General features: G+C 66.9%; 22 protein-coding genes. 14 read left to right on the forward strand and 8 right to left on the reverse strand.

What is annotated here, in order from left to right:
- Positions 1 to 53 precede the first annotated feature (53 nt).
- The 8 genes from ACQKLX_RS08075 to ACQKLX_RS08110 all read right to left on the reverse strand — a co-directional run bounded on the left by ACQKLX_RS08075 (position 54) and on the right by ACQKLX_RS08110 (position 8,528).
- Complete coding sequence (locus ACQKLX_RS08075; RefSeq protein WP_427361054.1) at positions 54 to 356, reverse strand: ATP-binding cassette domain-containing protein; 303 nt, start codon at positions 354 to 356, stop codon at positions 54 to 56.
- Positions 353 to 1,111, reverse strand: a complete 759-nt coding sequence (locus ACQKLX_RS08080; RefSeq protein ID WP_427361055.1) for a siderophore-interacting protein — start codon at positions 1,109 to 1,111, stop codon at positions 353 to 355. The genes ACQKLX_RS08075 and ACQKLX_RS08080 overlap by 4 nt, the downstream gene beginning before the upstream one ends.
- Positions 1,111 to 3,078 carry a Fe(3+)-hydroxamate ABC transporter permease FhuB gene (gene fhuB, locus ACQKLX_RS08085; RefSeq protein ID WP_427361056.1) on the reverse strand — a complete coding sequence of 656 codons (1,968 nt, stop codon included), beginning with the start codon at positions 3,076 to 3,078 and terminating at the stop codon, positions 1,111 to 1,113. Before fhuB ends, ACQKLX_RS08080 begins: the two co-directional genes overlap by 1 nt.
- Positions 3,078 to 3,965 (reverse strand): ABC transporter substrate-binding protein, encoded by an 888-nt coding sequence (locus ACQKLX_RS08090; protein WP_427361057.1) that lies wholly within the window; start codon positions 3,963 to 3,965, stop codon positions 3,078 to 3,080. The genes fhuB and ACQKLX_RS08090 overlap by 1 nt, the downstream gene beginning before the upstream one ends.
- Positions 3,965 to 6,373 carry a TonB-dependent siderophore receptor gene (locus tag ACQKLX_RS08095; RefSeq protein WP_427361058.1) on the reverse strand — a complete coding sequence of 803 codons (2,409 nt, stop codon included), beginning with the start codon at positions 6,371 to 6,373 and terminating at the stop codon, positions 3,965 to 3,967. Before ACQKLX_RS08095 ends, ACQKLX_RS08090 begins: the two co-directional genes overlap by 1 nt.
- A gap of 128 nt (positions 6,374 to 6,501) precedes the next feature.
- Entirely contained in the window at positions 6,502 to 7,491 is a 990-nt protein-coding gene (locus tag ACQKLX_RS08100) for a FecR family protein (protein ID WP_427361059.1), read from the reverse strand.
- Positions 7,492 to 7,566: 75 nt separating this feature from the next.
- A complete protein-coding gene (locus ACQKLX_RS08105; protein ID WP_427361060.1) occupies positions 7,567 to 8,082 on the reverse strand; it encodes an RNA polymerase sigma factor in 516 nt (171 codons plus the stop codon).
- 224 nt (positions 8,083 to 8,306) lie between these two features.
- Positions 8,307 to 8,528 (reverse strand): hypothetical protein, encoded by a 222-nt coding sequence (locus tag ACQKLX_RS08110; protein WP_427361061.1) that lies wholly within the window; start codon positions 8,526 to 8,528, stop codon positions 8,307 to 8,309.
- 344 nt (positions 8,529 to 8,872) lie between these two features.
- On the opposite strand from ACQKLX_RS08110, the gene ACQKLX_RS08115 reads away from it, so the two are divergent.
- The 14 genes from ACQKLX_RS08115 to bktB all read left to right on the forward strand — a co-directional run bounded on the left by ACQKLX_RS08115 (position 8,873) and on the right by bktB (position 24,258).
- Positions 8,873 to 9,886, forward strand: coding sequence for a substrate-binding domain-containing protein (locus ACQKLX_RS08115; RefSeq protein ID WP_427361062.1), 1,014 nt, complete (start codon positions 8,873 to 8,875; stop codon positions 9,884 to 9,886).
- A gap of 66 nt (positions 9,887 to 9,952) precedes the next feature.
- Complete coding sequence (locus ACQKLX_RS08120; RefSeq protein ID WP_427361063.1) at positions 9,953 to 11,224, forward strand: ABC transporter substrate-binding protein; 1,272 nt, start codon at positions 9,953 to 9,955, stop codon at positions 11,222 to 11,224.
- A gap of 80 nt (positions 11,225 to 11,304) precedes the next feature.
- Positions 11,305 to 12,159 (forward strand): carbohydrate ABC transporter permease, encoded by an 855-nt coding sequence (locus tag ACQKLX_RS08125; protein ID WP_427361064.1) that lies wholly within the window; start codon positions 11,305 to 11,307, stop codon positions 12,157 to 12,159.
- Positions 12,156 to 12,962 (forward strand): carbohydrate ABC transporter permease, encoded by an 807-nt coding sequence (locus tag ACQKLX_RS08130; RefSeq protein WP_427361065.1) that lies wholly within the window; start codon positions 12,156 to 12,158, stop codon positions 12,960 to 12,962. The genes ACQKLX_RS08125 and ACQKLX_RS08130 overlap by 4 nt, the downstream gene beginning before the upstream one ends.
- Before the next feature lie 10 nt (positions 12,963 to 12,972).
- Positions 12,973 to 14,022, forward strand: coding sequence for an ABC transporter ATP-binding protein (locus tag ACQKLX_RS08135; RefSeq protein WP_427361066.1), 1,050 nt, complete (start codon positions 12,973 to 12,975; stop codon positions 14,020 to 14,022).
- An 11-nt stretch (positions 14,023 to 14,033) separates the two neighbouring features.
- On the forward strand, positions 14,034 to 15,323 hold the full coding sequence (locus ACQKLX_RS08140) for an MGH1-like glycoside hydrolase domain-containing protein (protein WP_427361067.1): 1,290 nt from the start codon (positions 14,034 to 14,036) through the stop codon (positions 15,321 to 15,323).
- A 301-nt stretch (positions 15,324 to 15,624) separates the two neighbouring features.
- On the forward strand, positions 15,625 to 16,413 hold the full coding sequence (locus tag ACQKLX_RS08145; protein ID WP_427361068.1) for an enoyl-CoA hydratase/isomerase family protein: 789 nt from the start codon (positions 15,625 to 15,627) through the stop codon (positions 16,411 to 16,413).
- A gap of 1 nt (position 16,414) precedes the next feature.
- Positions 16,415 to 17,230 carry an ABC transporter ATP-binding protein gene (locus tag ACQKLX_RS08150; RefSeq protein WP_427361069.1) on the forward strand — a complete coding sequence of 272 codons (816 nt, stop codon included), beginning with the start codon at positions 16,415 to 16,417 and terminating at the stop codon, positions 17,228 to 17,230.
- Entirely contained in the window at positions 17,230 to 18,108 is an 879-nt protein-coding gene (locus ACQKLX_RS08155) for a branched-chain amino acid ABC transporter permease (protein WP_427361070.1), read from the forward strand. The genes ACQKLX_RS08150 and ACQKLX_RS08155 overlap by 1 nt, the downstream gene beginning before the upstream one ends.
- Before the next feature lie 4 nt (positions 18,109 to 18,112).
- On the forward strand, positions 18,113 to 19,153 hold the full coding sequence (locus tag ACQKLX_RS08160; protein WP_427361071.1) for a branched-chain amino acid ABC transporter permease: 1,041 nt from the start codon (positions 18,113 to 18,115) through the stop codon (positions 19,151 to 19,153).
- Between the two features lie 54 nt (positions 19,154 to 19,207).
- Positions 19,208 to 20,389, forward strand: coding sequence for an ABC transporter substrate-binding protein (locus tag ACQKLX_RS08165; RefSeq protein ID WP_427361072.1), 1,182 nt, complete (start codon positions 19,208 to 19,210; stop codon positions 20,387 to 20,389).
- 30 nt (positions 20,390 to 20,419) lie between these two features.
- Positions 20,420 to 21,229, forward strand: a complete 810-nt coding sequence (locus tag ACQKLX_RS08170) for an ABC transporter ATP-binding protein (RefSeq protein WP_427361073.1) — start codon at positions 20,420 to 20,422, stop codon at positions 21,227 to 21,229.
- Positions 21,230 to 21,241: 12 nt separating this feature from the next.
- The gene (locus ACQKLX_RS08175) at positions 21,242 to 23,065 is read left to right on the forward strand and encodes an AMP-dependent synthetase/ligase (protein ID WP_427361074.1); all 1,824 of its coding nucleotides are present in this window, start codon (positions 21,242 to 21,244) and stop codon (positions 23,063 to 23,065) included.
- An 11-nt stretch (positions 23,066 to 23,076) separates the two neighbouring features.
- A complete protein-coding gene (gene bktB / locus ACQKLX_RS08180; protein ID WP_427361075.1) occupies positions 23,077 to 24,258 on the forward strand; it encodes a beta-ketothiolase BktB in 1,182 nt (393 codons plus the stop codon).
- The last annotated feature ends 1 nt before the right edge of the window (position 24,259 follow it).

A 24,259-nucleotide genomic window follows, 5' to 3' on the forward strand; every position in this document is an offset into this window, starting at 1 on the left:
TTTCGTTTGAGTCACGCCGCCATGGCTGGCTCATCCAGCATCGCGAAGTCGCGTTAGCCGACCTTGCGGGCAAAAGCCCGGCTGCTCCAGTTCCCGATCGGTCTCCCGCTGAATCGCAAGGTCCCGCTGGATACCGGCAGTTGCCGTGCGAGCAACTTCAGCAGCGTCGATTTCCCCGATCCATTGTGTCCGACCAAGCCTATGATCTTGCCGACCGGCAAGATCAGGCTCGTGGACTTGAGCAGGTCGATCCCAGCCAGCGAAAAGCGTACATCGCCCAATACGAAGAGCGGCGCCTTGTCCGCAGGCGCAGCGGCCATTGGCAGTGTCGCGGTCGACAGTTCTGACGATGTCATGCCGCCTCCCCGGCCCGCCAGTACGGCACGCAGATGCTGCGAGACTTGGCGATTGCCTTCAGGGGGCGGCGCAAAGCCTCGTAGGCGCCAAACTCAGCGGCGATCCAGACGAAATGATCCGCTGGGCCAGCTGCGGTCATCGCGATAGCCTGTTCGACCTGCGCGATGAAGTCTGCCTCTGCCGAAGCACAATTCTCCCGGCGACAGATCCACCGGCACGACATGTCCGGCGGGATCGTCAGCAGCAGCCTGTCCTCAGGCGTATCGACCTCAATAAAGATCGCACCCCGTGCGCTGGCTTGCAGCCCTTCGGCGATGCGCGCGATCGCCGGCAGGGCGGTTTCGTCGCCGGCGAGCAGATAGTATCCGGCGGGCTTGATCCCGAGCCCGCAGGGGCCGGACATGCCGCAGATGTCTCCAGGGCTGGCAAAGCGGGCGAAATCGCCGGCCGGCCCCGGCGCTTCATGCAGCACGAAGTCGATCTCAACCCACCCTTGGGTCGCATCGATCCGGCGGATGGTGTAGTAGCGCGTTGCCACGGTCGTCATGTCGGGGGAGAGGACCGGGCGACCGTCCAGGCTCGGCTGTGCAAACCGTTCGCCCGAGCCAGCAGGCACATGCAGCCGGACATGGAGATTGCTGTTGGTGGCGAAGCGCCCGAGCGCCTTGCCCTCGAGGCGCAGCCGCTGCATGCGCGGGGCGAGGCGGGTCGAGGCCGCAACCCGCATCCATCGGAAGCTGCCATCGACTGTCATCATCGCCTCCCAGCGATCAGCAAGAGCAGGAAAGGTCCGCCGACCACGGTGGCGAACAGGCCGGCCGGCACCTGGAACGGGAAGATGAGATTGCGTCCGAGCCAGTCCGCGACGAGCAGTATGAGCCCGCCGCAGAGCGCCGAAGCGGCGAGATGGGTGCCCGCCCGCTGAAAACCGGCGAGACGGGCGAGGTGCGGTCCCATCAGGCCGGCGAAGCTGAGCGGGCCAACCAGAATGGTCGCGCCAGCGGTCAGCAAGGCCGCGACGCCATAGAGGACGCCGCGCGACAATGACGGCGAGACACCGGCAGCGGTCGCGACGTCGGACCCTAGCGGCATGAGGTCGAGCCAACGTCGCAATGCGGGTACGAGCAGCAGCGTCGCGCCGGTGAGAACGGCTGCGCCAGCCGCTTCCGCAGGGCGCACCGCATAGGTCGAGCCGGACATCCAGGCCAGCACCTGTCCGAGTCTCGGATCCTGCGCCGCCATGAGCACCGCCATGACGAAGCCGGAGACGGAACCCAGCGCGATGCCGATCAGCAGCAACCTCTCGCCAGCGAAGCCCGGGCGGCGCGAGAGCACCAGCATCAGCAGCAACACTGCCATGGCTCCGCCGGAGCCTGCCATGATCTGATCCGTGCGGGTCGGGGCAGAGGCCGCGAGGAGGAGCACGACGATGGCGAGCACTGCGCCGGAGGAGACACCGAGCACCTCGGGCGCAGCCAACGGGTTGCCGGTCATCCGCTGCATGATCGCACCGGCCAAGGCGAGCATTGCCCCGCCTGAAAAGGCTGCCAGCGCTCGAGGCCAGCGCCAGTCGAGAAGATGGACGTAGTCCGCGCCAGTGGCGAGGGACCAGCCGTCCGGACCTTGGCCGAGCGCCGTCGCCAGCCAGAGTGACATCGGCACCAGCAGCGCCAGCAGGGCGATGGCCGAGACCGGACGGGACAGGCGGAAGGCCGGCGGCGCCTCGGCGAGCTGCGGTGGCGCGAGGAGCTTGAGTCCGCGGATCAGCACGAACAGCAACGGCGCCCCGAGCAGCGCCGTCACGGCTCCGGTCGGGAACAGACGATAGGTCGTGGGCAGCCCGAGCACGAGCTGGTCAGTCGCGAGCAGCAACAGCGCGCTGAGCGCGCTCGACCAGACGAAGAGCGGACCGGTGCGTGTGATCCCGCAGGCGCGTGCCAGGGCTGGCGCGGCGAGACCGATGAAGCCGATGACGCCGACGGCGGCGGTCACGATCGCGGTGAGCGCGGCAGCAACCGCCAATGCCGCCAGCCGCCAGGCGACGAGCGACAATCCGAGGCTACGCGCGTTCGCATCGTCCAGCGCAAGCACTGTCAGCGGGCGCACCAGCAATGCGGCGATCGCTCCGAAGGTGATGAGGCGCGGGGCGAGGAAGAGCGCATCGCGCCAGTCCTGCTGATCGAGATGGCCTGCGCCCCAGAGAAACAGACCGACGAGGAAATCGTGGTTGAACAGGGCCAGAACGGCGCTGACGGCGCTGCAGTACAGGCTAATGACCATGCCAGCGAGCGTCACCGTGACGGGCGAGAGCCCGCGCCGCCAGGCGAGCGCGAGGATCGCGACAAGCGCAGCGCCAGCCCCTGCGAAAGCAATCCAGTCCCGATGGGCGAGCGCGGCCGGGAAGAACAGGGTGGCGATCGCCATGGCGAGATAGGCGCCCGAGGAGATGCCGAGCGTGGCCGGTTCAGCCAGGGGGTTGCGCAGGATGCGCTGCAGGATCGTGCCGGAAAGGCCAAGGGCCGCGCCTGCCATCAACGCCACCGCGATGCGTGGCAGCACTGTGTAGTGCAGCAGCATCTGCGCCGGAGCGGCAGGATCGGGCACGAACAGCGCGACGATGCCTGCCCCCTCCGGCAGCAGCGTCGCGATGTTGCGGGCAGCAGCAGCGAGAGCGACCAGCCCCAGCGCAAGCGCCGGCCACCATGGCGAGGACAGCCGCATCAGCTGGCGCTCTGCGCCAGTGCGAGGGAAGCGAGCCGGGCGAAGCGGCGCGCCGGCGGCAATCCGCCATAGAACAGCACGTCCGGAATCTGTGCGATCCGGCCAGCGCGGATGAAGGGCAGGCTCGCGACCACGGGCGAGGCGAGCAGGGCCGCGATCGACGAAAGGCTGCTGTCGCCGATGCAGAGCAGCCGCGCCTCGGGCCGCTGCGCGAGCCTGTCGACCGTCAACGTCACGTGGCCGAAGCGCGTGGTCGGCCCCGTCCAGGCATTCTCGATGCCGAAACGGTCGAGCACCGCTTGGAACAGGCTGCCTCGCCCGAAGACGAGCATGCGCCGGCCGTCGATGATCGTCGCGAGATAGAGCGGGCGCCCGTCATAGCCACGCAGACGCTGCCTGGCATCGGTCAGCTCGAGCTCGACCTCGCGGACGAATGTCTCGAAGGCGGCAAGCCGGCCCAGCCGAGTCGCCAGCGCGCGCAAAGCCTGTTCGGCGTGGCCGAGCAGGTCGGCCTGGCCGAAGCCGTTCGGATCGAAGGCCAGCGCGGGCGCAATCTGCTCGACGCGCTCGCGGATAGGCTCCAGTTCCGATGCGAGGAGGACGAGCTCGGGTTTCAGCCGATCGACGAGTTCGAGATTGGGTTCGGAGCGCAGTCCGAGCTCGCGCACTGTCGGCGGCGCCGCGGGCTCGACGACGAGCCGCGCATAACGCTCCAGCTCCGGCATCGCGACGGGCGGGATGCCGAGCGCGAGCAGGTTCTGCCCACTCACCCAGTCGAGCGCGGCCACAGCCGGTCCGCCTGCCGAAGCGGGACGTACCGGAAACGCCGCCAGCGCCGCAGCGCCGAGCAGGGCCCGGCGCGGCAGCGTCGGACCGAAGCCCGCCATCAGAAGGTCATTTGCGCCGAGACCGCCACCGTTCTCGGGGCACCGAGATAGTAGCTGTTCTGCCAATAGTTCTTGTCGGTGACGTTGCTGACGTTGACGCGCAGGGTCAGCGGGTTGCCGAAGGCCTTCGTGGTGTAGCGGGCGCCAAGATCGAGCGTCGTGTACGACTTCAGCCGATCGGTATTGAGATCGTTCGCCCATTGCCGGCCGGTGTGGTAGACGCCGCCGGTCAGGAACAAACCACGCGTCCAGGGCAGTTCATATTCGACGTAGAGCTTGGCAAGCGTCCGGGCGACGTTCATCGGTACCTTGCCGTCAAAGGTGCCTCCCTCGACCTTGGCATCGAGCAGCGTTAGCCCTCCGATAATGGTCAGGTCCTCGGTGACCTTGCCGGTCGCGGTGAACTCGACGCCACGATGCCGCTGGCGACCATCCTGCCTGTAGAGGAAATTGGCATCTTCGAATTCATAGGCCTTCTCGATGTCGAACAGCGCGGCGGTCAGGAGCACGCCGCCGAGCTGGGCCTTGGCGCCGACCTCGTATTGACGGCTGACCATCGGCGCCATGACCGTGCCGAAATTGGTCGAGGTATCCGGCGCGATGCCGCCCTGCTCGAGCCCTTCGATGTAGCTGCCATAGAACGTCAGCCATGGCAGCGGCTTGAACAGCAATGAAGCCGACGGTGACCAGCGCCCCTGGTTGTAGTCCGGCTGCGTACGCAATCCGTCCTGCCCGAGCGAGCGGGTGCTGATCCGGCTATAGGTCGCGCCGAGCAATGCCGACCATTGATCGTTGAGCTCGATCTGGTCTCCGATGACGAAATTGTGGTTACGGACATAGCCGGACTTGTAGGGCGCGCTGGTATTGAGCGGAAATGTCGGTTCCCGCAGGTGCAGCGGCCGCGCCAGCGAATAAGGGCCGTTCCAGCCGGTATTCGGGTTGTATGGCGTGCCCCAGGCCCTGTCGGAGTACATGTGGTAGCCGACCGTCAGCTTGTGCCGGATCGAGAAGGTATCGAACTTCACATCGGCGAAGGCCTGCGCCGCGTCGAACTCGTTCTTCGTCTCGCCGGAACGGATTGCGACCTGGTGATACTGCCCCGGCACCCTGATCGAGTTCATCGTGTGGTCCTGCACCGGGCGGTTCAGCCACTCATGCGCGTAGCCACCTCGCAGGGTGATGTTGTCGTTGAGCTCGTAGGTCAGTCGGGCCGCCAACCGCGTCTTCTCGATCTCGTCGCGGATCCAGGGCTGGCTCCAGTTCTTGCTCGCATCGGGCGCGCGGCCGCGCAGCACGCCAGGGTTCACGAACCAGTATGAGGACGGAACGTCCGTCTGGTAGCGGCTGTGCGAGGCGTTGACCTCGAGCTTCAGCCGGTCGGTGATCTTCCAGTCGAAGGCGCCGCTGACGAGCAGGCGATCGATCTTCTGGTCGTCGATTGCCGTGTTGCCGGCTTGCTTGACGATGTTGAGACGGTAGCCCGCCCTGCCCGCCTCGTCGATGCGCCCGCCGAAGTCGCCATGGACATAGGCCTGGCCGGCGCCATAGGTGCCGAGCGTGACACTGTTCAGGCGCTCGAAGGTCGGCCGCTTGTAGACATAGTTGACCATGCCGCCCGGTGCAGCCGCGCCGTATAGAAAGCCCGATAGTCCCGTGAAGACTTCCACACGCTCCTTGTCCTCGAGACTCGTCGCATGGCTGTAGGAGCGGCGCAGGCCATCCTCGGCAGTGTCGTAGCTGGTGAAGCCGCGCATGCTCACCATCGGAGCCCAGCCCGAGACCTGCGGCGTCTGCGTGCGCGTATAGGGGTTGACCTTGAAGACGTCGTCCGGCGATTGCGCCTGGATGTTCTGGATCAGCTCGCGCGGCGTCACGCTGACGGAAAACGGCGTGTCCTGCAGTTTCGTCGCTCCGAGCGGCCCGAGCGATGAAACGATGCTCGAACGATAGCCGTCTTTGGCGAGGCCATCCTGCTGCAGGGCTGCGGCGCCGCCCTGGACCTCGATCGTGTCCAACGCTATCGCGCCGTCCGGTACGGCACCGGTCGTCGCCACTGCCGCCGGCGACTGGATCGTGACGGTCGTCGCCCCGGTGAAGCGATAGCTCAGTCCCGAGCCGGCGAGGAGGCGACCGAGTGCTTCGCTCGGCGTGTACGATCCCCGCAAGGCGGGCGCCGAGCGTCCCTGCGACAGCGCTGCGCCATAGACCAATTTCAGGCCGCTCTGCTGGGCGACCGCAGCGACGGCGGACGCCAGTGGCTGGGCGGGAATATCGTAGGCGACGGTGTTCGCACGAGGCGCCTGGGCCGGCTGCTGCGCGGCCGCGGGAACGATCCAAGCGATCGTGGCGAACGCCGTCGACGCCAGCAGCGCATGCCCGGCTAGGTTGATCCGCTTCATCGTCGCCATTGAACGCCCCAGTCTCCAGATATCGGCGAGGGCGTTCGAGCGTTCCGCCCGTTTTGTCCCTCATCGTGTTGGACGGGTGGCGGCAGAAAATCCTCAATGCAGCGTCGGAAAATTTTTGCGGGACGTGCCTAGGCGCTAGAAATGACTACGAGAAAGCGTGAGAGCCGGCGCACCGAGATCGGCAGCCCGCTCGCGAGCGCGTCGAGGGATTCATCGGGCGTCTTGAGGTCGAGCACGGCATTGACGCGCAGCTTGCCTGCCTCGCCGCGCAGCACGAGCCAGCCTTCATGATAGGATTGCAAGGCCGCGACGACATCGGCCAACGAACGATTCTCCGCGACGTACTGACCCCTTCGCCACGCTACCGCGCTTGCCGGCGAGCCCGTCGCGACTGCGCCGATCCTGCCGTCCGCCGCTACCGTCACGCTCTGCCCTTCGCGCAGGTCGATGCTCCGGCGCGGGAGCGATGCGGCTGCGGTGCCGTCGATGCGAATCCGGACCGCGTGCTGCGTCACCGAGACTGCAGCGCCGCCCTCCGCGAGGTTGCGGTTGACGTCGAAGGCGGTTCCCAGTGCCGTCGTTACGATATCATCCGCGACGACCTCGAATGGCCGGGCAGTATCGGAGGCGACTTCGAAATAAGCTTGGCCGTCCACCAGTTCCACTCTGCGGGCCGCGGCCGAGAACTGCAGCCTGACAGCGGAACGGGCGTTGAGAGTGACTTTCGAGCCGTCCGGCAGCATGACGCCGCGGGTCTCACCCAGCCCGGTGGCAAAATCGCTTGCGGGCTTCCGCAACGTCCCGGCTGCCAGCAGGCCTCCGCCTGCGGCAGCCACGAGACCGCCGATGATTGTGACCCGCCTGGACGGCTTGCGTGCGAGTTGCCGCCCGGGCCGGACCGCGCCCGTGCGAGCATCCTGATGCAGCTCGGACGCATCGCTCCAGAGCGTCTCCGCCTCCTGAGCCGCCATCTCATTCTCGATGCTCTTGGCGCGCCAGAGATGGAATTCCTGCCTGTCGGCGGCGGTGGCGCTGCCGGAATGAAGCCGCACAATCCAGAGCAGCGCCTCCTCGGAGCTGCTCGTGGTCGGTAGGGATCGCGGATCGTCCTGCTGCACGCGTGCCTTCGGGGATCTTTGGACAGGTCGTCGTTCCTATAGACGGAACCGGCCGGGAAAACCCGCAATTGCTCGTCAGGATTGGCTGGTCTCACGCAAGACATCGCGGCAATGCAGCAGAGCCCGCATCATGTGCTTCTCGACCATGCTGACGGAGATGCCGAGCGCGGCAGCGATCTCCAGATGGCTGTACCCCTCGATCTTGTTCATCACGAAGGTCTGACGGCAGGCGCTTGGCAGCTCATTCAGCGCCACCGCGAGCCGGGCCAGGCGAAGCCTGGCTTCGATTGCGTCGAAAGGATCGTCCTGAGCCGCAACCTCGGCAAGGTTCTCGACATCGACGCGGTGGGACCATTCGGTTCGCTGCCGTGCAGTGAAATCGATCGCCGCATTCCGTGCTGCGGTAAAAAGATAGGTCTTCGGATAATCGATCGTGCCGGTCCGAGCACCGAGCCTGGTAATCCGCATATAGGTATCCTGCGCGATCTCCTCGCCGTCTTCACGATCGCCGACCAGCCGGGCGGCAAAGCGCACGAGGTCGCGATGGTGCAGACGGAACAGTTCGGTCAGGAGCTCATTGAGGGGCCTCACGCCGATCGTCCCGTGGCCTGGGTTCCGATCGCAGAATGGCAGGGACGAGACAGCGAGCCGCTGCCGGAACGCCGAGGCGTTTGGGGTAAACCGCCGCTCGTGGCTCCAGGGGCAACCATCGTGTTGCTCGACATCCCGCCATCGGAAGACACTCCTGACCGGGCGTGATCGGAGCCTAGGCAACGTAAATATCGCAATCAAAATTCTCTTGCAAATACAATAGTTTACATAAATTCTAAGGAGGTGCCGACGCTGTCGGTTGAGAGGTATTTCACGGGATGTTCGGCGAACATGCCGAGCAGGAGCTTGCGGGGATCGACCTTCGGCAGGAAGACCGAGAGCGGCAGCGCCATGGCGATGAAGGCGGCGTTGACGACGACGGTGCCGTAGGCCGCCTGCGCCTTCGCCAGCCCGAGCGCGACGAGCGCCGTCGGCAACCATTGCAACAGCAGGAACCAGGCGATCCAGTAGAACAGATAAATCCCCCATGACGGTCGCGGGACATCTGCATGACGATTCGGAGCCGCAGCGGCAACCCCGGCAGACCGGGTAAGCGCGAACCATGCGATCGCCAAGCCATCCTGGAGGCACTTCTTCGCTCGCCTGGCTATCGGGCTGATCTCGCGGATGAGCATGTCTACGAAGTGCACGACCCATTTGTAGCGGAACGATCCCCTGAGCGACGGGCTCCATTAAAATCGGGAGGAAGCCCAAGGCCTCGGGAGCAACGCCGGTCGGTTGACTCGTGGCATCCGCAGGGTAACGTTCCAAAACGTTTTGGAGACCTGTTTTGAGCTCTCTGAAGGCCCTTGCCCAGCATCTGGGGCTCTCGATCACAACCGTGTCGAGAGCTCTCGACGGCTATACGGACGTCGCCCCGGCGACGCGCGAGCGCGTCCGGCATGCGGCGCGCGAAGCCAATTACCGCCCGCACAGTGCCGCCCGCCGCCTGCGCAAGGGCACCGGCGAGACCGTCGCCTTCGTCATGCCGGCGCAGCCCGGGCATTTTCACGAGCCGGTCTTCGCGGAATTGCTGGCGGCGATCGGAGAAAAGCTCGCGGGCGAGCACCACGACCTCATCCTGCTCGCGGCCCGACCCGGCCTCGAGGAGATGGCAACCTATCGCCGGCTGGTGGAGAGCGGCCGAGCCGATGCCTTCATCATCGCCCGCACGCGCCGCCATGACGAGCGCGTCGCTTATCTCGAGGCGAAGGGCGTCCCCTTCATCTGCCATGGCCGGACCGAGACGAAGCGACCCTACGCCTTCGTCGACGGTGACGGTGAGGCCGGCTTCAAGGCACTGACGACGCGGCTGATCGGCCTGGGGCATCGCCGGATCGCGCATCTGTCGGCGCCGTCCTATCTCACCTTCGCGACGCTACGCGCTGCCGGCTGGCGGCAGGCGATGGCGGAAGGCGGCCTCGACGAGGCGGCACGGCAGCTCCTCGTCGAGGGCGAGCCGACCGAAGCGGACGGGCACCGCCTTGCCGCCGAACTGCTGGCCGGCAGCCAGCCGCCGACGGCTCTCGTCTGCGCCACCGACCGGATGGCCCTCGGAGCGATGCAGGCCGTGGTCGAGGCCGGCCTCGCCATCGGCCCGGATATCGCAGTCACCGGCCATGACAACATCCCCGCCGCTTCCTATGCGCGGCCGGGCCTGACCACGATGGAGCTGCCGCCGACCGACGTCGGCGCGCGGCTCGCCGCGATGGTGCTCGCCCGGATGGGCGGAGGCGATCCGCGCGAGCTCTCGACCGTGCTCAGCCTGCGCCAGATCCCGCGAGGGTCGAGCGGCGAAGCTTGAGTTTTCCAAAGCTGAACCGAAGCGGCCGGCAAGGCCGCACGAAAACGAGTGCAGAGGGAGGGTATGATGAAAGCCATTCTTGCGAGCGCCGGCGCGCTCCTGCTCACGGCGAGCTTCGCCACCGCGCAGGACGTCAACTTCCTGTCGACGCAGCTTCGGCCGGTCGAGGAAGCGCAGAAGGTCCGGCAGGTGCTGCTCAAGGGCGTGCCGGGCAAGGTCTCCTATCTGGTCGAGGAGCCGCCGCAATTCGACGTGCGCATGAAGGCCGAAGGCAAGGCCGGCAAGCGCACGATCAGCCTCGCCGGCGCGCTGCATGGCGAATTGCAGCCGCTCGTCACCTCCGGCGATATCGAGCCGATCGATGATATCGCCGCCAAGCTCGCCGATCGCGGCATCCCGCAGGGGCTGATGGAGCTGGGCAAGCTCGGCACCGGCAAACAGGTCTACATCCCGTGGATGCAGGCGACCTACATCATGGTCGCGCGCAAGGAGGCACTCGCCTCGCTGCCGGCCGGAGCCGACGTCAACGCGTTGACCTATGACCAGCTCGAAGCCTGGGGCAAGGCGCTGACCGAGAAGACCGGCAAGCGCCTGATCGGCTTCCCAGCCGGGCCGAAAGGGCTGATGCCGCGGTTCTACCAAGGCTATCTCTACCCCTCCTTCACCGGCGGGGTGGTGACGCCGTTCCGCTCGGCCGAGGCCGAGGCGATGTGGGGCAAGTTCAAGAGCCTCTGGCAGTACGTCAATCCGAACTCGACCAGCTACGACTTCATGCAGGAGCCGCTGATGGCCGGCGAGGTCTTGGTCGCCTTCGATCATGTCGCGCGCGTCAAGGACGCGCTGGTGCAGGAGCCCGACAAATACGTGACCTTCCCGGCGCCGGCCGGTCCGAAGGGGCGCGGCTACATGCCGGTCATCGCCGGCCTCGCCATCCCGAAGGCCGCGCCCGACCGGGCGGGAGCCGCTGCGGTGATCGAGCACCTGACCAAGCCCGAGACGCAGGTGAAGACCGCGGCCGAGGTCGGCTTCTTCCCGGTGGCGAAAGCCGATCTGCCGGCCGATCTCTCGCCCGGCATCAAGCTGATCGCCGAGGGCGTCGCCAAGACGCAAGGGGCGAAGGATGCGCTGCCGGCGCTGCTGCCGATCGGGCTCGGCGACAAGGGCGGCGAGTTCAACAAGGTCTTCTCCGACAGCTTCCAGCGCATCGTACTGCGCGGCGAGAATCCCCGCGCCGTGCTGGATGCGCAGGCCGCCGTGCTCAAGGGCCTGATGGAGGGAACCAAGGCGCCATGCTGGGCGCCGGACAAGGCGAGCGAGGGCGCCTGCCCGGTGAACTGACCCGAACCGTTCCTCCCCACTGGGCGGCCTGCGGGCCGCCCGCTTTTTCCGCTCTTTCGTAAGCTGCCGCCGGAACCACCATGAAGCGAGCGCAGTCGCGAGCCCTTCCCTATCTGCTGCTGGCGCCGTCGCTGCTCTTCCTGGCGGCGATCTTCCTGCTGCCGCTGGCGCAGACGATCGCGCTCTCCTTCAGCGAAGGCGGGGCAGCTTCGCTCGGCAACTACCGGCGCATGGTCTCCGACCTGAACTTCGGCCCGGCCCTGCGCAACACCTTCCTGCTCGTCCTCGTCGTGGTGCCGATCCAGCTCGCGCTTGCGCTCGGCATGAGCGTGATGATCGAGAAGATCGGCCGCGGGCGCGATCTCGTGCTCTGGGTCTGGACAATCCCGCTCGGCGTCTCCGATCTCGCCGCCGGCCTGGTCTGGCTCGCGATCCTGCAGGATCGCGGCTATCTCAACAGCGCCCTCTACGGGTTCGGGCTGATCGACGGGCCGACCGCCTGGCTGACCTATGAGACGCCCGGCACGCTCTTCCTCGGCGTCGTCCTCGCCGAAATCTGGCGCGCCACCGCGATCGTGCTGGTGATCCTGGTCGCCGGCCTGCAGCTGATCCCCAGGGAATATCGCGAGGCGGCCGAGGTCTTCGGCGCCAGGCCCTGGACGATCTTCCGCCTGATCACCCTGCCGCTGCTCAAGCCGAGCATCCAGACGGCGCTGATCCTGCGCACTGTGCTCGCCTTCGAGGTGTTCGCGGTGGTCTACGCCATCGGCGGCACCAATTTCCCCGTGCTCGTCGGCGAGGCCTACACCTGGCAGAACGCCAACCAGAACACTGGCGTAGCGGCGGCCTATGCGATGCTGATCGTCGTGATCTCGCTCGCCGCGACGGCGATCTACCTGCGGATGCTGCGCGTCCCCGCGGAGCAGCAGCCATGAGCGGGCTGAAGCGCACCGTCTTCTGGACCGGCGTCGTCGCGCTCTGCGCCTGGGTGCTGGTGCCGATCTGGCTGATCGCGCTCGGCGCCTTCGGCGGCCGCAGCGGCGTCTTCCGCTGGCCGAAATCGCTCTGGCCGGGCGATGCCTCGCTCGCCGCGCTGCAGACCTTCCTCGCCGTCGAGGGGGTCTGGCCGGCGATGGTCAACAGCATCATCGCGGCGCTGACCTGCATGGTGCTCTCGATCGGCCTCGGCGCCCCGGCCGGCTATGCGCTGGCGCGCTTCTCCTTCCGTGGCCAGAACGCCTATCGCCTGCTGATCCTTTTGACCCGCGCCTTCCCGCTCGCCATCCTGGCGCTGCCGCTGACGGTCGCCTTCATCCAAATCGGGCTCTACGACACCGCCTTCGGCGTCGGCCTCGTCCATACGGCGCTCGCCCTGCCCTTCGCCGCGCTGGTCTCCGCCAGCCTGTTCCAGGCGATCCCGCGCGAGCTCGAGGAGGCGGCCTGGGTCTTCGGCTGCAGCCGCTGGCAGGCCTTCCGCAAGGTGGTCCTGCCATTGGCTCTACCCGGCATCGCCGCGGCGGCGATCTTCGCCTTCGTCATCTCCTGGAACGAGGTTTTTGCCGCCTCGGTGCTCTCGGTGAAGAACCGCACACTCACCGCCTATCTGCTGACGGTGCTGGCGGAATCGCCGCTGCATTTCCGCTTCGCCGGCGGCTTCCTGCTGATCCTGCCCTCGCTCGCCTTCATCTTCGCGGTCCGGAAATACCTGTTCGCGATGTGGGGCATCGCCAACCGCTGACGGGAACGACATGGCCGAGATCACCATCGACGGCATCGCCAAATCCTTCGGCGCGACGCGGGCGCTGGAGCAGATCGACCTCTCCGTCGCCGATGGCGAGTTCGTCGCCCTGCTCGGCCCCTCCGGCTGCGGCAAGACCACGCTGCTGCGGATCATCGCTGGCCCTGAGAGCGCCACCAGCGGGCGCATCGTCATCGGCGGGCGCGACCTGACGCAGGTGCCGACGCGCCGGCGCGGGCTCGCCATGGTGTTCCAGAACTACGCCGTCTTCCCGCATATGACCGTCTACGAGAATGTCGGCTTCGGCCTGCGCATGCAGGGCGCCGACGAGGCACGGATCAAGGCGCAGGTCGGCAAGGCGGCCGAGCTCCTGCACATCACGCCCTATCTCGACCGCTATCCGGCCAAGCTCTCGGGCGGACAGCGCCAGCGCGTGGCGGTCGCCCGGGCGCTTGCGGTCGAGCCTCCTGTTCTGCTGATGGACGAGCCGCTCTCCAATCTCGACGCGCTGCTGCGGCTCGAAATGCGCGCCGAGCTCAAGGCGGTGCTGCGCGAGGCCAGGACCACGACGATCTACGTCACTCACGACCAGACCGAGGCGATGGGCCTCGCCGACAGGATCGCGGTGATGCATGGCGGGCGCATCGAGCAGATCGACCGGCCCACCGAAGTGTATGAGCGCCCGGCGACGACCTTCGTCGGTGGCTTCGTCGGCAGCCCGCCGATGAACTTCCTGCCGGTCGCCGTCGCCGATGCGCGACTGGATCTCGCCGGCTCCAGCCTGCCGGCGCCCAAGGCCTCGGGCGAGCTGCTGATGGGCATCCGGGCCGAGGACCTGATGCCGGTCGCCGCTGGCGAGGGCCTGCCCTTCGACATCGCGGTGGTCGAGCCGCTCGGCGCGCACGACCTCGTCACCGGGCGCAGCGGCGCGACGCTGCTGCGCGTCGCGGCGCCCGCCGGCAGCGGCCACAAGCCTGGCACTCGCATCGGCCTCAAGCCCGACCCGAAACGACTGGTCTGGATGGACCCGGCCTCCGGCCGGGCGATCCCGGCACAATAATGGATTTCAGCATGACGATCATCGACATCGAAGCGGCCCGCGCCATCCTGCGCGCCAATGACCGCGGCGGCTACACGGTCCCGACCGACCGACTCTACCCATTCCAGTGGAACTGGGATTCGGCCTTCGTCGCGATGGGCTGGGCGACCTTCGACGAGGAACGCGCCTGGCGCGAGCTTGAGCGGCTGGTCGAGGGGCAGTGGGATGACGGCATGGTGCCGCATATCGTCTTCCATGCACCGAGCGACGACTATTTCCCAGGACCGGATGTCTGGCGCACGCGCCATCGCATCCCAACCTCGGGCATCACCCAGCCGCCGGTTTTCGCCACGGCGCTGCGCCGCGTCTTCGAGGTCTCCCGGGGATCCGATGCCAAGGCGCGCGCCGCCCGGCTCTATCGCTGCGCGCTCGCCTCGCATGACTGGTGGGAGAAGGCCCGCGACCCGGAAGGGACCGGGCTCGTCGCCATCCTGCACCCCTGGGAATCGGGCATGGACAACAGCCCGGCCTGGGACGAGGCGATGGCGCGCCTGACGCTCCAGCCGACAACGCCGATCCGGCGCCGCGACACCTCCCATATCGGCGCCGAGATGCGTCCGAGCGACGAGGATTATCGCCGCTTTATCGCACTGGTCGACCTGTACGCGAGCTACGATTGGAAGCCTGCAGCGATGTGGCGCGTCTCGCCCTTCAGGCTGGTCGATGTCGCCACCAACGCGATCTTGCACAAGGCCGAGGAGGACCTGCTGGCACTGGCAGGGCAGTTCGGCAGCGAGGCGGAACGCAGCCGGATCGAGGCGCGGATGGCGCGCCGAGTCGCGGCCTTCGCAGGCCTCTGGAACCAGGACCAGCGGATTTACCAGGCACTCGACCTCGGCACGGGCAGGACGGTCGCTGCATCGACTTCGGCCGGCCTGCTGCCGCTCTTCGCCGGGATCCCCTCGGCCGGGCAAGCCGCTGCCCTTGCCGACGAGCTGGAAGCTTGGCTCGCCAGGGCGCCTTATCCGGTGCCGAGCACCTCTCCGCTCGATCCCCGTTTCGAGCCGAAGCGGTACTGGCGCGGCCCGGTCTGGGCGGTGGTGAACTTCATGATCGCCGAGGGCTTCGAACGCTATGGGCATGCGGCACTCGCCAGCCGCATTCACGTCGCCACGCAGACCCTGATGCGGGATGGTGGCATCGCCGAATATTTCGACCCGACCTCCGGCGAAGGACTGGGTGGCAGCCACTTCTCCTGGACCGCGGCGATCAGCCTGATGATCGATCAGGCTGCTGCGGGCCCAGTACGTGACAAAATGTGAAGGAGGCCAGGATCGGCATGCCTTGACCCGGCTCCATTCGAGGGAAGAGTTTGGACTTCAGAGGACTGATGATCACGCCGGGCTCGCGCCTTCGTGGCGAGATCGGCCCGTTTCACTCTCCGAGTCTTCGCTGTCATCCAGCTTCCGATCGGGCCGTTCCCTTTCGACAATCCCGATCGTGCGCAATTGCGCATAGCACTCTCTTTCGAGTTTCGCCTTACTCACGAGTAAGATCAGGAATATCAAGTAGAGCTGACAGCACCGCGGCAGCAAACGATCGCGGGCTCGAAGGGGAAACGCCATGGACCAGGCCGGGAGCCCGGTTCTGCTCGCGATCGAGCAGGCCGTCGCCATCGTCACGCTCAACCGTCCGCGCGTGCTGAACGCGATCGACGCGCAGATGGCGGGAAGCCTTGCGGATGCCCTCGCACGGGTCGAGCAGGACGGTACGGCACGTGCCCTGCTGCTGCGCGGCGAAGGCCGCGCCTTCTGCGCCGGCGGCGATGTCGCCAGCTTCGCGGGCGAAGACCCGACCGTCGCGGTCGAGGCGATCATCGATCCGTTTCACGCCGCCTTGCAGGCGCTCGACGCATTGAAGCTTCCGACACTTGCCGCCGTGCAGGGCCCGGTCGCCGGCGCGGGCTTCAGTCTCGCCATGGCCTGCGACCTCTGCATCGCGGCCGAGGACACCGTCTTCACCATGGCCTATTCCCGCATCGGCGCCTCTCCCGACGGCTCGGCGACCTATCGGCTGCCGCGCCTCGTCGGTACTCGCAAGGCACTCGAATTCGCCTTGCTGGCTGAACCGATCGGTGTCGCCGAAGCGCAGGCGCTCGGACTGGTCAACCGAGTGGTGCCCACCGCTTCGCTGCAATCCGAAGCCACGGCACTGGCGCACCGCCTGGCACAGGGGCCAACCGCCGCCTATGCCCGGATCAAAGATCTCGTCGGCCGCTCCCTCGGCAACGACCTTCCTGCCCAGCTCGATCTCGAACGCGAGGCTTTCCTCGCCGGCACGCGCACGGCAGACTTCAGGGAGGGCGCGCAGGCCTTCATGGCCAAGCGACCGCCGCACTTCGAGGGGCGCTGAGATGGTGGCTTCCCCCATTCTGGAGGTCTCGGGCGTCTCGCTCGCCTTCGGCGGGGTTCGCGCCCTCACCGACGTCTCGTTTTCGGTGCCGGAAGGCGCGATCACTGCCGTGATCGGGCCGAATGGCGCCGGCAAGACCTCGCTGTTCAACACGATCTCGGGCTTCTACCGGCCGCAGGCCGGCAGCATCCGCTTCGCCGGGACAAGCCTCGATGGTGTCCGCGCCCCGCAGCGCGCCGCGCGCGGCCTTGCCCGCACCTTCCAGAACATCGCGCTGTTCCGCGGCATGACCGTGCTCGACAACATCAAGCTCGGCCGTCACGCCCATATGCGCACCGGCGTGCTCGACGCGCTGTTCTACTGGGGCCGGGCCCAGAAGGAGGAACTGGAACTGCGCGCCGAGATCGAGGAGCGCATCATTGACTTCCTCGAGATTCAGCACATCCGCAACGCCTCGGTCGGCACGCTCTCCTACGGTTTGCAGAAGCGTGTCGAGCTGGCGCGGGCGCTGGCCATGCGCCCGCGCATCCTGATGCTCGACGAGCCGGTCGCGGGCATGAATCGCGAGGAGACCGAGGACATGGCCCGCTTCATCCTCGACGTGAAGGAGGAATGGGGGGTCACCATCCTGATGGTCGAGCACGACATGGGCATGGTGATGGACATCTCCGATCATGTCGTCGTGCTGAATTTCGGCCAGGTCATCGCCAGCGGCACGCCGCGCGAGGTTCAGGGCAATGACGCCGTGATCGCCGCCTATCTCGGCTCGGGCGATGTCGGCGCGATCGCGCGCCGGATCAAGGCGGAGGCGGCGTGATGGACGCGCTCTTCCTCGCCGAAGTGACGCTTGCCGGCCTCGGCGCCGGGGCGCTCTACGCGCTGACCGGCGTCGCCTTCGTGCTGATCTACAAGGCGACGCGCGTGGTCAACCTCGCCATCGGCGAGATCCTGATGCTCGGCGGCTATGCCTTCCTCGGCTTCGCGGCCGGGCTCGGCCTGTCGCCCTGGCTGGCGCTGCCGCTCGCCATCGCCGCCGGCGGCGCACTCGGCTGGCTGGTCGAGCGCGCCCTGATCCGGCCGATGCTGGGCGAGAGCCCGATCTCGGTGTTCATGGTGACGATCGGGCTCGGCTCGATCCTGGCCGGCGTCGTGCAACTCGGCTGGGGTGCCGATCCGCTGCGTCTGCCCGAATTCATGCCGTCGACGCCGGTCTTCATCGGCGAGGCCTATCTCGCGCCGAAGGTCGCGATCGGCTTCGTCGCGGCCGCCGTGGTGATCGGGCTCTTCCTCGCCCTATTCCGCTTCTCGCGCGGCGGCGTCGCGCTCAAGGCGACGGCGGCCGACCAGGGCGCGGCCTATTCGGTCGGCATCGACGTGCCCCGCGTCTTCTCTGTCGCCTGGATCCTCGCCTGCGCTACAGCGGCGGGTGCCGGCGTGCTGGTCGGGTCGATCGGCGGAATCTCGCCGACCATGGGCGTGTTCGGCCTTTCCGTGCTCGTCGTCGTCATCATCGGCGGGCTCGACTCGATCGCCGGCGCGCTGGTCGGTGGCCTCCTGATCGGGCTGGTCGAGGCGCTCGCCGGCGCCTTCCTCGGCGGCGAGTTCAAGCTCGTCGTCACCTTCGCGCTGCTGCTCGTGCTGCTGATGGTCCGTCCCTACGGACTGTTCGGCACGCATGAGATCGAGAGGCTCTAGCGCCATGCGGATCGGCACGCTCAAGACCAGCTATGCCGCCGACGAGGCGCTGTTCGACAGCTCCGTGCAGCGCACGCTGCTGGTGCTGCTCGCGCTCGGCGCGATCGCCTTTCCCTTCGTCGCCAGCCCATACTGGCTCTTCCTGGCCTGCCTCTGCGCGATCAATGTCGCCAGCGCGACCGGCCTCAACCTGCTCACCGGCTATACCGGCCTCGTCAGCCTCGGCCAGGCCGCCTTCATGAGCGTCGGCGCCTATACGGTCGCGGTGCTGGAGATCCGGCTCGGCACGCCGTTCTTCATCAACCTTCTGGTCGGCGCCGGCCTCGCCGCGATGGTCGGCATCCTCGTCGGCATTCCCAGCCTGAAGGTGAAGGGGCTCTATCTCGCGATCGCGACGATCGCAGCCTCGGTCATCCTGCACTTCCTGTTCTCGCACTGGTCACTAACGGGAGAGTCGCGTGGCCTGTCGATGCCGCCGGCGCGCCTGTTCGGGCTCAATCTCGACCAGCCCTTCCTGCTCTACTGGCTGATCATGCCGGTGACCTGCCTGATGGTGCTCGGGGCAGCGAACCTGCTGCGCACCAGGATCGGACGCGCCTTCATCGCGATCCGCGACCGCGACATCTCGGCCGAGGTGCTCGGCATACCGCTGCTGCGCTACAAGCTGACCAGCTTTGCGATCTCGTCCTTCTATGCCGGCCTCGCCGGCGGGCTCTGGGCCTATTTCTTTCGCGTCGTCACGCCGGAGGGCTTCCCGCTGGTCAACTCGATCTTCTATCTCGCGGCGATCATCGTCGGCGGCATGGGCACGATCCTCGGTGGCATCCTCGGCGCGATCTTCATGACGCTGGTGCCGGAGCTCCTGAAGTTCGTCGCGAACTGGGCGACGCCGATCTATCCGGACGCGCTCGCGGCGCTGGCGCCGGTGCGCACCATCGTCTTCGGCGGGCTGATCGTCGGCTTCCTGATCTTCGAGCCGCGCGGCCTCGCCGAGATCTGGCGGCGGCTGCGACGCTTCTTCCATCTCTGGCCGTTCAGGACCTGAGCATTTCGCCGAAACGGCTGCCGGCAAGAGCAGCCAAACCTTGGGGAGGATGACATGACCAAGCTCATCGACAGGCGCCAGCTTCTCGCCGGCACGACAGCTCTCGCTGGCGCCATGGCGCTCGGCGTCAGGCCGCTTGCGGCGCAGGAGAGCGGCGACATCGTGCTCGGCGGCTCGATCCCGCTGACCGGCGTCTTCGCCTTCGCCGGCGTCGGCATTCATGCCGGCATCCAGGACTATCTCAAGATCCTGAACGATGGCGGCGGCATCAAGGGCCGCAAGATCAAGTATGTCGCCGAGGACACCGCCTACAAGGTCGACGCCTCGGTCGCCGCCTTCAACAAGATCACCGGCCAGGATAAGGTCTCGCTCTACTACGGCGACTCGACCGGCTTCTCGAAGACGATCAATCCCGAGCTCGAGCGCCGCGGCAGCATGATCATGGCCGGCGCCTCCTTCGCGACCGAGCTCAACGATCCCAAGAAGTTCCCGCTGCAGTTCATGGCGGGGCCGGACTACACCGAGATGTTCGGCATCCTCCTGCGCTACATCGCCAAGGAGAAGCCGGGCGCCCGCGTCGCCTTCGTCTATTCCGACAGCGAGTTCGGCCGCGATCCGATCGCGCCGAGCGAGGCGGTCGCCAAGGAGCTGAAGCTCAGCGTCGTCGAGAAGATCGTGACGCCGCCCGGCAGCGTCGACGTCTCGACCGAGGTGCTGAAGCTGCGCCGCGCCAATCCCGATTTCACGATCTTCCACGGCTATGTGCTGGCGCCGATCCCGGAATTCGTCACGCAGGCGAAGCAGATGGGCATGAAGAGCCAGTTCATGGGCACGTTCTGGACCATGGACAACTCGACCGTGCAGCGCATGGGCGATGCCGCCGAGGGCTTCATGGGCGTAATGCCCTACCGATACTACTACGACAAGGACGGCTCCTCGCCGATGCTGGAGAAGATCCGGCAGATGCGCCCGGAATACCAGTCGACCGGCTATCTCCAGGGCTTCGTCACCGCCATGCTGATGGCCGAGGCGGTGAAGCGCACGCTCGACGCCGGCAAGGAGCTCAACGGCGCCAACCTCAAGGCCGGGCTCAACAGCATCAAGGATTTCGACACCGGCGGCCTGTTCGGCGTGCCGATCTCGATCCCCGGCAACTCCGTGCCGGTCGGGCGCATCTACCGCTTCGACGCCAAGGCCAAGCAGATGCAGCCGGCTTCCGACTGGATCAAGCTGTGACGGCAACTGCCGGATGAAGGGCTAGAGGTCATGGCCGGTTCCGCGGTGCTCGACGTCAACAATGTCGAGGTGGTCTATAACCGGACCGTGCAGGTGCTGCGCGGGCTGTCGCTGCAAGTGCCGGAGGGCGAGATCGTCGCCCTTCTCGGCTCGAACGGCGCCGGCAAGTCGACGCTGCTGAAAGCGGTGTCGAACCTGCTCTCGCTCGAGGATGGCGACGTCACCGCCGGCGCCATCCGCTTCCGTGGTGACGACATCGCCGCGCTCACCCCCCACGGGCTCGTCCGGCGCGGCCTTTTCCACGTCATGGAGGGGCGGCGGATCTTCGAGGACCTTTCTGTCGAGGAGAACCTCACCGCCGCGACCTTCGCGCTGACCGGGCGCAAGCTGCCCGCAGCCGATTTCGACCTGGTCTACAGCTACTTCCCGCGGCTCCACGAGCGCCGGAAGGGGCTCGCCGGCTATCTCTCCGGCGGCGAGCAGCAGATGTTGGCAATCGGCCGAGCCCTGATCGCCAGGCCCTCGCTGATCCTGCTCGACGAACCTTCGCTCGGCCTCGCGCCCAAGCTGGTCGAGGAGATCTTCGCGATTATCGCCCGCATCAACGCCGAGCAGAAGGTCTCGATGCTGCTGGTCGAGCAGAACGCCGCTGTCGCCTTCGCGGTCGCGAACTACGGCTACATCCTCGAAATGGGCAAGGTCGTGATCGACGGTCCGGTCGAGAAGCTGATGCGCGACCAGGACGTTCGCGAATTCTATCTCGGCCTCGGCGGTGCGGGAGCTGAGCGCAGCTATCGCGACATCAAGCACTACAAGCGCCGCAAGCGCTGGCTTTCGTAGGGGATGGCAGCGATGCGCGAGCTTCCGAACCTCACTTTGCCGCAGATGCTGCGCGAGAACGCCCGGACCATGCCGGAGCGCATCGCGCTCAGGCAGAAGGATTTCGGCATCTGGCTGCCGATCAGCTGGGCGCAATACGACCGTCGCTCCCGTCATTTCGGCCTCGGCCTGCGCGCGCTCGGCTTGGGCGAAGGCGGGCATGTCGGCATCCTCTCCGAGAACCGGGCCGAATGGGTGGTCGCCCAGCTCGGCGCCGGCATGGTCAACGCGGTCGCGATCGGCGTCTATGCGACCAGCCCGGCCAATGAGGTCGCCTATGTGCTGGGCCATGCCGAAGTCGAGATCGTGGTCTGCGAGGACCAGGAGCAGACCGACAAGGTGCTGGAGCGGCTGGAGGAACTGCCACGGCTGAAGCGGATCGTGGTGATCGATCCCAAGGGCCTGCGCGGCTATGCCTCCGGACTGGTCATCGCCTTCGCCGAAGTGCTGCGGCTCGGCGCCGAGCATGAGACGGCGCATCCCGGTCTTGTCGAGGCCTGCCTCGCGGCGCAGACCCCTGCCGATATCGGCCTGATGGTCTACACCTCCGGCTCGACCGGCAAGCCCAAGGGCGCGATGCTGAGCTACCGCAACATGCGCGCCCAGGCGGCCGGCGTCGTCGAGCGGCTCGGCTATGACGCCTCAACGACCAACCTGTCCTATCTGCCGCTCTGCCATGTCGCCGAGCAGATGCTGAGCACGATGGCGCCGATCTATTCGGGCTCCTGCGTCTCCTTCGGCGAGTCGATCCGCACCGTGCAGGAGGATCTGCGCGAGATCGCGCCGACGCTCTTCCTCGGCGTGCCCCGCATCTGGGAGAAATTGCACGCCTCGATCCATATCAAGCTGATGGAGGCCGGCGGCTGGCGCCGGCGCCTGTTCGAGGCGGGGCTTGCCGCTTGCGAGCCCTTCGCCACCAAGCCGAAGACGACGCGCAGCCTACGCGAAAAGGTGCTGGCGCTGTTCTATCACCTGGTCATCTTCCGCCCGCTGCAGAACTTCATCGGCCTGCGCAAGGCGAGGATCGCGCTGACCGGCGCGGCGCCGATCCCGCCGCGCATCGTGCAGTTCTTCCGCACGCTCGGCGTGCCGCTGGTCGAGGTCTACGGGCTGACCGAGACGTCGGGCATGTCAGTCGGCCAGCGCCTGGAACACCTGCTCCCCGGCTCGGTCGGCGAAGCGGTGGCGGGAGCTGAGGCCAAGCTCGGCGATCAGGGTGAGTTGCTGATCCGCGGCGACATCGTCTTCGAGGGCTATTTCCGCAATCCCGAGGCGACAGAAAGCGTGCTGCGCGAAGGCTGGCTCCATACCGGCGACGTCGCCGTGATCGAAAGCGGCCAGGTCCGCATCGTCGATCGCCTGAAGGACATCATGATCACCGCCGGCGGCAAGAATCTGAGCCCCTCGGAGATCGAGAACACGGTGAAGGGCAGCGCCTTCATCAAGGAGTGCATCGTCGTCGCCGACGGACGCCGCTATCCCTCCGCCCTGATCCAGATCGACGCCGAGACCGTTGGCAAATGGGCCGAGGAGAACCGCCTCCCCTTCACTCATTTCCGCAGCCTGGCCGAGCATGAACGCGTGCGCGAACTGATCGCTGCGGAGATCGAGCAGGCCAACAGCCAGCTCGCGCCGGTGGCCCAGCTCAAGCGCTTCCACCTCCTCGTCAAGGAGCTCGACCATGACGATGACGAGGTCACCGCGACGATGAAGGTGCGCCGCGCCAGCATCACGAAGAAATACGCCGCCGAGATCGAAGGGTTGTACAAGCCCGAGCGGCAGGCTGAACCAGCTTGAAGGAGAGCGCAATGAGCCGTCATGTCGTCATCACCGCGGGCGTGCGCACCGCGATCGGAACCTTCGGCGGAGCGCTCTCCGGCCATGCCCCGACGCAGCTCGGCGCAGCTTGCGTCGGCGAGGCGCTGCGCCGGTCCGAGCTGCCGGCCGCCGAGGTCGGCCATGTCGTGTTCGGCAATGTCATCCTGACCGAATCCAAGGACGCCTATCTCGCCCGCATCGCGGCGATCGATGCCGGCATCCCGGTCGAGGTGCCGGCGCTGACGCTGAACCGGCTCTGCGGCTCCGGCGTGCAGGCGATCGTTTCCGCGGCACAGGCGATCATGCTCGGCGATTGCGATACTGCCGTCGCCGGCGGGGCGGAGACGATGAGCCGCGCGCCACACCTGCTCTCAACCGCCCGCTTCGGCCAGCGCATGGGCGACACCGTCGCATCCGACCACCTCACCGGCATCCTGACCGACCCGTTCGGCAACGGCATCATGGGCATCACCGCCGAGAACGTCGCCGAGCGCTACGGCATCGATCGCGAGGCGCAGGACGCCTTCGCCGCCGAGAGCCAGCGCCGCGCCGCCGAGGCGATCGCTGATGGCCGCTTCAAGGAGCAAATCCTGCCCGTCGAGGTGCGCAAGGGCCGGGACACGACCAGCTTCGACACCGACGAGCATCCCAAGCCCGGCACGACGACGGAGACGCTGAAGGGCCTGCGTCCGACCTTCAAGAAGGACGGCACGGTCACACCCGGCAACGCCTCGGGCATCAATGACGGCGCCGCCGCCATGGTGCTGATGGAAGAAGGCCGCGCCGGCCGCGAAGGCAAGCCGGTGCTCGCCCGCATCGTCGGCTACGCCCATGCCGGCGTCGCGCCCGGCGTGATGGGCATCGGACCTGTGCCGGCGGTGCAGGCTTTACTCAAGCGCACCGGGCTCTCGCTCGGGGATTTCGACGTGATCGAGTCGAACGAGGCCTTCGCCGCGCAGGCCTGCGCCGTCGCCAAGGAACTCGGCTTCGATCCGGCCAAGGTCAATCCCAATGGCGGCGCCATCGCACTCGGCCATCCGGTCGGCGCGACCGGCGCGATCATCACCCTGAAGGCGGCCTATGAGCTCAAGCGCAGCGGCGGCCGCTACGGGCTGGTGACGATGTGCATCGGTGGCGGCCAGGGCATCGCGCTCGCGATCGAGCGGATCTGAG

The sequence above is a fragment of the Allobosea sp. NPDC003192 genome (genome assembly GCF_050275675.1).
GTDB lineage: Bacteria > Pseudomonadota > Alphaproteobacteria > Rhizobiales > Beijerinckiaceae > Allobosea.